The organism is Streptomyces sp. NPDC054840, assembly GCF_053611065.1.
Window position 1 is genome coordinate 1 of the sequence record NZ_JBSGZP010000682.1, and the last position, 3,882, is coordinate 3,882.

Annotated in this window: 3 protein-coding genes; 2 read left to right on the forward strand and 1 reads right to left on the reverse strand. The window is 73.9% G+C overall.

Annotated features, from left to right (window positions below):
- On the reverse strand, positions 1-270 hold a 270-nt coding region (locus tag ACWGIU_RS32135; protein ID WP_453711633.1), incomplete at its 3' end, for an ADP-ribosylglycohydrolase family protein.
- Positions 271-515: 245 nt separating this feature from the next.
- Here ACWGIU_RS32135 and glgP point away from each other — a divergent pair.
- Positions 516-3,152 (forward strand): alpha-glucan family phosphorylase, encoded by a 2,637-nt coding sequence (gene glgP, locus ACWGIU_RS32140; RefSeq protein WP_453711634.1) that lies wholly within the window; start codon positions 516-518, stop codon positions 3,150-3,152.
- A 353-nt stretch (positions 3,153-3,505) separates the two neighbouring features.
- Positions 3,506-3,841, forward strand: a complete 336-nt coding sequence (locus tag ACWGIU_RS32145) for a hypothetical protein (RefSeq protein WP_453711635.1) — start codon at positions 3,506-3,508, stop codon at positions 3,839-3,841.
- The last annotated feature ends 41 nt before the right edge of the window (positions 3,842-3,882 follow it).

Consider the following 3,882-nt stretch of genomic DNA (forward strand, 5'->3'; position numbering starts at 1 on the left):
GACACCGGACAGGCCCGCGCGGGCGGCCACCACACCGCCGACGATCGCGCACGTGGTGTCGCGGTCGCCCCAGCCCTCCAGCGTGCGCCACAGCGCCTCGGCCACGTCGTCCGGCTCCCCGGCGGCGCACCACAGCGCGAACGGCACCGTGTCCGGCGCCGAGATCCGCCGGCCCGAGCCGAGCAGCTCCGCCGCCCCGGGGCACGGGGACCCGCGCCACCTCGACCTCCTGGACGCCGACGCCGGCACCCGCACGGATCTGCGTGACACGCACGGGAGTTCGAGCCGAGCGCGGGCTGCTGCGGCTCGGCCGGTTCGTGGAGCGGCCCCTGCTCGTCGTGCCGCGCCCGTCCCGCCGCGCATGACGGACCGCTCCGCGCTGCCGCCGGCACCGCGACCGGACCTGGGTGACCTGTTGGAGGAGGCCCGTCCTCGCTAGCCTTCCGGGGGTGATGCGCGGGTGCACAGCGTGGTGAGCCCGCTCCGATCCGCAATCCCCTGCGAAGGTGGAACGTGTGAAGGCTATCCGTCGATTCACCGTGCGCCCCGTCCTCCCGGAACCCCTGCTGCCACTCACCGGCCTCGCGCGCAATCTGCGCTGGTCGTGGCATTCCGAGACCCGTGAACTCTTCCAATCCGTCGACCCCGAAGGCTGGCAGGCCGCCGGCGGCGATCCCGTCCGGCTGCTCGGCTCCGTCTCCGCGGCCCGGCTCGCCGAACTGGCCGCGGACCGCCGGTTCCTGCGCCGGCTCGCCGTCGCCGCCGCCGACCTCGATGACTACGTGAACGGCGGGAGGTGGTACCAGAGCCAGGAGAACGGCGCGGAACTGCCCGCCGCCATCGCCTATTTCTCTCCCGAATTCGGCATCACCGCCGCCCTGCCGCAATACTCCGGCGGCCTCGGCATCCTCGCCGGGGACCACCTCAAGGCCGCCAGCGACCTCGGCGTCCCGCTCATCGGAGTGGGCCTGCTCTACCGCCACGGCTACTTCCGCCAGTCGCTCTCCCGCGACGGCTGGCAGCAGGAGCACTATCCCGTCCTCGACCCCAACGAACTCCCGCTCGGCCTGCTCCGCCAGGACGACGGCACCCCCGCCCGCGTCTCGCTGACCATGCCCGGCGGCCGCTCCCTGCACGCCCACATCTGGCAGGCCCGCGTCGGCCGGGTACCGCTGCTGCTCCTGGACTCCGACGTCGAGGACAACGACGCCGCGGCCCGCGAGGTGACCGACCGTCTCTACGGCGGCGGCAGCGACCACCGGCTGCTCCAGGAGATGCTGCTCGGTATCGGCGGTGTGCGCGCGGTGCGCACGTACTGCCGGATCACCGGCCACCCCGACCCCGAGGTCTTCCACACCAACGAGGGCCATGCCGGTTTCCTCGGGCTCGAACGCATAAGGGAACTGGAGCGGGAGCAGGGCCTCGGCTTCGACGCCGCCGTGGAGGCGGTGCGCGCCGGGACCGTGTTCACCACGCACACGCCCGTCCCGGCCGGGATTGACCGCTTCGAGCGGGCCCTGCTCGCCCGGCACTTCGGGGAGGGCGGGGAACTGGCCGGCGTGCCCGTCGAGCGAATCCTGGAACTGGGCGCCGAGACCTATCCCGGCGGCGACCCGGGCGTGTTCAACATGGCCGTGATGGGCCTGCGCCTGGCCCAGCGGGCCAACGGGGTGTCCACGCTGCACGGCGCGGTCAGCCGGGAGATGTTCGCCGGGCTGTGGCCCGGCTTCGACCCGGCCGACGTGCCCATCACCTCCGTGACCAACGGGGTGCACGCCCCCACCTGGGTGGCCCCCGAGGTAGTCCGGCTCGGCGCCCGCCAGATCGGCGCGGGCCGCACCGAGGACGCCCTGTCGGTCGGCGGCTCCCCGCGCTGGGACGCGGTCGCCGAGATCCCGGACCAGGACGTGTGGGACCTGCGCCGGGTACTGCGCGAACAGCTGGTGCAGGAGGTACGGGACCGGCTGCGGGCCTCGTGGCGCCAGCGCGGGGCCGCCGCGGCCGAGCTGGGCTGGGTGGACTCCGTACTCGACCCCGACGTGCTGACCATCGGCTTCGCCCGGCGCGTGCCCTCGTACAAGCGGCTGACGCTGATGCTGCGCGACCCGGACCGACTGCGCAGGCTGCTGCTGGACCCGGAGCGGCCGGTACAGATCGTGGTGGCGGGCAAGGCGCATCCGGCCGACGACGGCGGGAAGCGGCTCGTGCAGGAGCTGGTCCGCTTCGCGGACGACCCGCGGGTACGGCACCGGATCGTGTTCCTGCCCGACTACGGCATGGCCATGGCGCAGAAGCTCTACCCGGGCTGCGACGTCTGGCTGAACAATCCGCTGCGGCCCCTGGAGGCGTGCGGCACGAGCGGGATGAAGGCCGCGCTCAACGGCTGCCTCAACCTGTCCGTGCTCGACGGCTGGTGGGACGAGTGGTTCGAGCCGGACTTCGGCTGGGCCATCCCGACCGCCGACGGGCTCGGCGCGGACGAGGACCGGCGCGATCACCTGGAGGCGAGCGCCCTCTACGAGCTGATCGAGAACCGGGTCGCGCCCCGGTTCTACGACCGGGCCGGGGGCACCGGGCTCCCGGTGCGGTGGATCGAGATGGTCCGGCGCACGCTCGTCTCGCTGGGGCCGAGGGTGCTCGCCGGGCGGATGGTCCGGGAGTACGTGGAGCGGCTGTACACGCCGGCCGCGGTCGCCCACCGGGCCCTGGACGCCCGGGCGGCACGTGACCTCGCCTGGTGGAAGGGGCGGGTCCGGGCGGCCTGGCCGGGGGTCTCCGTCGAACACGTGGAGACGCTGGCCGCGGCTCCGGTCAACGGCACCGCCGAACTGGGCGCCACCCTCACCCTGCGCGTGCAGGTGGCGCTGGACGCGCTCACCCCGGAGGACGTCGAGGTGCAGGCCTTCGGGGGCCGGGTGGACCCGCAGGACGTGATCCGGGACGGGCGGAGCTTCCCGCTCAAGCCGGCCGCGGGGCCCGATCTGGAGGGCCGCTGGGTGTACGAGGGCCCGCTGGCGCTCGACCGTACGGGGCCCTTCGGCTACACGGTGCGCATCCTGCCCGCGCACCCGCTGCTGGCGACCCCGGCGGAATTGGGCCTGGTCGCGGCCCCGGTGGAGGCGGACGCGGGGGGCGGGGTGCTCCTGCGCTGACCTCGTGGGGCCGGGTGGTGCGCCACGGTGCGCGCCGCCCGGCCTCATGGGTGAACCACGCCGCCGCCGGGTCTGCCGAAACGTTCTTGCGGAGTGCAGCGCTCCTGCGCTGCCCGAGGATGCCACCGGACCGGTGTCCGCGGAACCCGAGGAACGGACTCGCCCATGCGTCTTCGCCCGACCGCCGCCGTGTTCGTCGGCGCTCTCGCGCTCGCCCTGCCCACCGCCGGGCCGTCGATGGCCGACGACCACGGCGCACGCGCCCTCGGCACGCGCTGCACTACCGGTACCGCGACGCGGCCGGCACCGAGAGAAGAGACCAGATCGGGCCCGCCGACAACGACACCTGCTACGTGCTGACGCGCACCTCCCGCGACGAGCCCGCCATCGAAGTGCGCAACGAGACGGTGTCGGTGGCGGTGCTCTTCGACAACCGCAGCTGCGACGGCGAGGCGGAGAAGGTGCTGGAGCCGGGGGAGAAGGCGCAGCGGGTGGAGGTCGTCTCGGTCTCCTTCGAGCCGGCGGACCGGGAGGACCCGGGCCGGGACGACCAGTCGCGCGACGACGAGGCCGACCAGAGCGACCAGAGCGGCCGGCCGGAGCAGAACGAGAACCGTGACGACGAGGAAGAGGAGGAGGAAGACCTCCTCACCGCCCTCTTCCGTGCCCTGCGCCGACCCGGGGCCTGAGGTACCGGCGGAGCGGCACCCATGGGACAGGGCCGCCCGGG